This window comes from Mycobacterium asiaticum (assembly GCF_001673365.1).
In the GTDB taxonomy this organism is placed as follows: Bacteria; Actinomycetota; Actinomycetes; order Mycobacteriales; family Mycobacteriaceae; genus Mycobacterium; species Mycobacterium asiaticum_A.
This window is the reverse complement of the sequence record NZ_LZLS01000060.1, coordinates 1-4,491: the sequence shown is the minus strand read 5'-3', so window position 1 is coordinate 4,491 and position 4,491 is coordinate 1. Positions and strand designations below refer to the sequence as shown.

The 4,491-nt window shown below is 66.0% G+C and carries 3 protein-coding genes and 1 pseudogene; all 4 read left to right on the top strand.

Features of this window, described 5'->3' with window-relative positions:
- Positions 1–82: 82 nt before the first annotated feature.
- Positions 83–1,300 (top strand): wax ester/triacylglycerol synthase domain-containing protein, encoded by a 1,218-nt coding sequence (locus A5634_RS06330; protein WP_065143229.1) that lies wholly within the window; start codon positions 83–85, stop codon positions 1,298–1,300.
- Between the two features lie 108 nt (positions 1,301–1,408).
- Positions 1,409–2,284, top strand: a complete 876-nt coding sequence (locus A5634_RS06325; RefSeq protein WP_065143228.1) for a hypothetical protein — start codon at positions 1,409–1,411, stop codon at positions 2,282–2,284.
- 35 nt (positions 2,285–2,319) lie between these two features.
- Positions 2,320–3,435, top strand: coding sequence for a trehalose-phosphatase (gene otsB, locus A5634_RS06320; protein WP_065143227.1), 1,116 nt, complete (start codon positions 2,320–2,322; stop codon positions 3,433–3,435).
- Between the two features lie 106 nt (positions 3,436–3,541).
- Positions 3,542–4,426, top strand: a pseudogene (locus tag A5634_RS06315) (PE family protein); the annotation flags it as partial.
- Positions 4,427–4,491: the final 65 nt, after the last annotated feature.

Sequence of the window (4,491 nt, the reverse complement as noted above, 5' to 3'; positions counted from 1 at the left end):
TTGTTAACCTGGCTGGACTATCGATGTGCGAGTCCCACAGCGATACTGGTACACATTAAAGAAACCACGGCGGGGGCTTGGCATGGCACAACTTGGGACGCGGGACTCGGGCTTCCTGCGGTCATCGGATCCGGATCAACACGCGAGCATGTCAGTGGGTGCCGTCGCCGTCGTTGACGGGCGCGTGCCCGAGTACGATCTCATCAAAGACCTTCTGGCAGAACGGATTCAGCAGTCCGAATCCGACGTCACCCCACATGTGCAGCGGTTGGCGTTACCCCAGCCGGGCGATCAACACGAACTGTTCCAGACCATCGCCTACGTCTTGGAACGTCCGCTGGACCCCAACCTGCCACTGTGGGAGTGCACGATCATCGAAGGCCTGGAGAACCACCGGTGGGCGGTCGTGATGAAGGTTCACCAAAGCATTGCCGAAAAGCTTTCGCCTGCCCACCTGATCGCCAGGCTCTGCGACGATGCGGACCCGAACACCTATCACGTTGCGGGCAAGCGGGTTTCGCACTCCGAGGCATCGAGCTGGATCGAAAACCTGTCCAGCGTCGTCAAAGCCGCGGCGCGTGCCTTCACCGGCGCGGCCGACGTGCTTTGGCCGGCCGCCGATTCGCTGCCTACGATGCGGCGCTATCGCACGGTGTGTTTTCCACGCGCCGCCGTGGAGCGCATCGCTGGCAAATTCGGTGTCACCGCCGACGATGTCGCGCTCGCGGCCGTCACCGAAGGCTTCCGCACGGTGCTCATCCGGCGTGGCGAACAGCCCCGCGCCGATTCGCTGCGCGCCCTTGGGCCGGTGGTGTCGTATCTGCCCGTCGAACACGATGACCCCATTCGACAACTGCGCGCGGTGCGAACCGAACCGAGCGCGGCGTGTCCCACCGGATACTCGCCGCTGACGTTGTGCACCAAGCTGTTTCAGGTACTCGCCGGGACGTCCGAGCGCGGTACCGTTACGCTGGCCACCGATGCCCCGGGACCTCGGCAACCGCTACAACTGATGGGTCAGCGACTGGAGCGCCTGCTGCCCATTCCGCCGTCTGCCCCGGAGCTGAGCACCGGAGTCGCGGTGCTCAGCTACGGCAACGAGCTGGTACTGGGCATTACGGCCGACTTCGCCGCCGCGGCCGAGCTGGACCAGCTCGTCACCGGCATCGAACTGGGCATGGCTCGGCTGTTGGCGCTAAGCCAGGACTCGGTGTTGTTGTTCGACCGCCGCCGCAAGCGCCCCTCCCGCATGGTGTCGGGCAGTGCGCCTTCGGCGCCGCCCGCGCGGGCACGTCGCTAACCCGATTGGCCTGTGTTCCGCGGCCCGTGTCGCTTCGTCGGGGCCGCGATGCTGGCTAATGTCTTGGCCCATGAGTGCGCGGATTTCGACTGATGGATCGCGGCCCCGATGAACCCCGACGCCTTCTGCACGTCCGACGAATGGAGCGGGATCGCAGCGGCATCCTCGACCTCGCAACTCGCCGGTGTACTGGGCGGGTTTCTGATCACGGCGATCGCTTTGTTGTTCGACCGCAGCGGCCGAGAAGGCGCGCACACGTTGGCCTTGTTCTCCTCCGCGGTGCTGATTCTGATGTTGGACAGCTACCTATTCAGCCTCATCTCGGGCATTCACCCGTCCGAAACCGGTGACCGCCAAGGCATCTGCGCGATCACGTGGACGCAGGACAGCCTGGCGACCGGCATGCTCGCGGCCGGCACCACCGGGCTATTCGGCGGACTCGGCTGGATGCTGGCCAGCCATGCGGTAAACAAGGCACCAAAGCAGGACCCTTCGGAAATCAGCGCCTACTGCTTCGTCGCCGAACTCGGCGGATGGCTGACTTTCGGCGCCGCGATGACGACAACGTTGATCATGAGCGAGACGAGCATCGATTACCTGCATCTCGTGCTGGGCCACCGACCCTCGCTCTGGCTCACCGGAACCATCGTGACGTTCTGCGCGCTGGCCATCCTGCTGGATTTCGCGGTGGTGTACATCCGCACCAAGGCGCTCAACCGTTCGCTCAAGACCGCCGAACCGACGCAGTTGGCGTTGCGCTCGATCAAGATCGCGACGGTGGGGACCCTGTTCCTCGCGGTCGCCGCCTCGTGGCTCGCCGTGAGCCTGGCACGGCTTCCGGTGGGCTGGCTGACCACACCCAACCGTGCATTCGTGCTGCTCGTCTTCGTGCTGTCGCTTTTTGTGCCGACGGTGATCTCGACCGCGATCTGCTATTCGGTCGCCAGCACCGACGAGGGTCTTCGCCTGCGGTCACGCCGTTGACTTGCCCACCCCAACCGGCGTGAGAAGGTGGGTCAATGCCGGTCATCATCGACCCCCGCCGCCACGATGCAGTCCTCTTTGACGCGACGCTGCCGCGCACCGAAGCGCTGGTCAAGAAACTGCAGGAGGTCCGGGTCGGCACCGGGGTTTTCTGGTCGGGCGGTCTGGCTGCGGCGGCCGAGAAGTTGGCTGTGCGGCCGGGCCGGTGTGCCGTCGTCGCGTCCGACGAATCCGGCGTCACAGCCGCACGCGAGTCGGGCTTCGCGCTGGTAATCGGAGTTCAGGTGCCCGGAGGTGATGCCGACGTCACCGACCTCGACGAGGTCGACGCGCGCACCGGGGACCTGCGTATGTCGGAGCTTGCGGATGCATTGCGGTCCGTCAAGGACTTCGCCGTCGAAAGTCCGGCGGTGTTCTTCGATTTCGACGGCACGCTTTCTGACATCGTGAACGATCCCGACAAGGCCGTGCTCGTCGCCGGAGCCGCCGAGGCGCTAACCACGTTGGCGGAACTGTGCCCGGTTGCGGTGCTCAGTGGTCGCGACCTCGCCGATGTGTCCAAACGCGTAGGCCTGCCCGGCATTTGGTATGCCGGCAGTCACGGCTTCGAGCTGACCGCACCGGATGGGACGCACCATCAGAACGAGGAAGCGGCCGAGGCCATCCCGGTGCTGGCACAGGCCGCCGCGCAGCTGCGCGAGAAACTTGCCGGCATCCCCGGAGTTGTAGTGGAGCACAAGAGGTTTGGGGTGGCGGTGCACTACCGCAACGCTGCACGCCACCGCGTTGGCGAGGTGGCCGCTGCGGTGCGCGACGCCGGAAAGCGTGATGTGCTGCGGGTCACCACCGGACGCGAAGTCATCGAATTGCGCCCCGACCTCGACTGGGACAAAGGCAAGACTTTGCGTTGGGTGATCGATCATTTGCACGACTCGGGCGCGGGATCTCTTGTCCCGATCTATCTCGGCGACGACATTACCGACGAGGATGCCTTCGACGCCGTCCACGATGGCGGTGTGCCAATCCTGGTGCGGCACAACGACGACGGCGACCGGGCCACTGCCGCGCTGTTCGGGCTAGACAGTCCGGCCCACGCCGCCGAGTTCACCGCTACCCTGGCCCGGCAAATTACTGACGCTGACGTGAATTAATTTCTGCCTCTTGATGATCCGGCACTTAAGCAACACCTGCGCGGAATTGGGCGCACACCTCCGCGATTGGCGTTAAGCTGCGCGGCAGCCCACCGGGAGGACTGCCATGTCGTTCGTGCTCGCAAATCCGGAAATCATGACCGCGGCGGCTGCGGAGCTGGCCGGGATCAGATCGGCTATCGCTGCGGCAAGTACGGCGGCGCTTACTTCGACGACGCAATTGCAGGCCGCCGCCGCGGACGAGATTTCGGTCGCGCTTTCGGCGATCTTCGGCGCGCATGGACAGGCGTATCACGCACTTAGCGCACAGGCGACAGCGTTCCATCAACAATTCGTCACCGCTGTGGCCAACGCCAGCGGCACCTATGCCGCGGCAGAGACCGCCAGCGTCGAGCAACTTCTGTTGAACGCGATCAACGCTCCCACTCAGACATTGCTGGGACGACCGCTGATCGGCAACGGCGCCGACGGGACCGCGGCCGCACCGAACGGAGCAGCCGGGGGGCTGCTCTACGGCAACGGCGGCAACGGCTATTCGCAACCGGCAGGTTCCGGACTAGCCGGCGGCAGCGGCGGGGCCGCCGGGTTGATCGGCGACGGCGGCGCCGGTGGCAGCGGAGGGTCGGCTACCACGGCCGGCGCGGCCGGTGGGGCCGCTGGCGCCGGAGGCAACGCCTGGTTGTGGGGTTCGGGAGGGGCTGGCGGGACCGGCGGAACCGGCGCGAACGGTGACGTCGGCACCGCGGGTGGTCCTGGCGGGGCCGGGGGCGCCGGTGGCAATGCGGGCTTGCTTTGGGGCACCGCGGGCCCCGGTGGCGCCGGAGCGTCGGGCGGGAACGGCTTCAACACCGCCACTTCTTCGACGGGAGGCGCGGGCGGCTCTGGCGGCCACGCAGGCCTTTTCGGAAATGGCGGGATCGGCGGCGCCGGCGGCATCGGGGGGGAAAACAATCAAACCGGCCTGAGCGCAGGAAACGGGGGCGCGGGCGGGAACGTGGTGAGGTTGGACAGCGGCAGGTAGATGTTACCGTTGGTGATGATGAGATCAGTTGGCAG

Bases quoted from the DNA above. Each gene is read 5' to 3' on its own strand.
- A5634_RS06325 (WP_065143228.1), top strand. From the start codon at position 1,409: ATGAACCCCGACGCCTTCTGCACGTCCGACGAATGGAGCGGGATCGCA.
- A5634_RS06330 (WP_065143229.1), top strand. From the start codon at position 83: ATGGCACAACTTGGGACGCGGGACTCGGGCTTCCTGCGGTCATCGGAT.
- otsB (WP_065143227.1), top strand. From the start codon at position 2,320: ATGCCGGTCATCATCGACCCCCGCCGCCACGATGCAGTCCTCTTTGAC.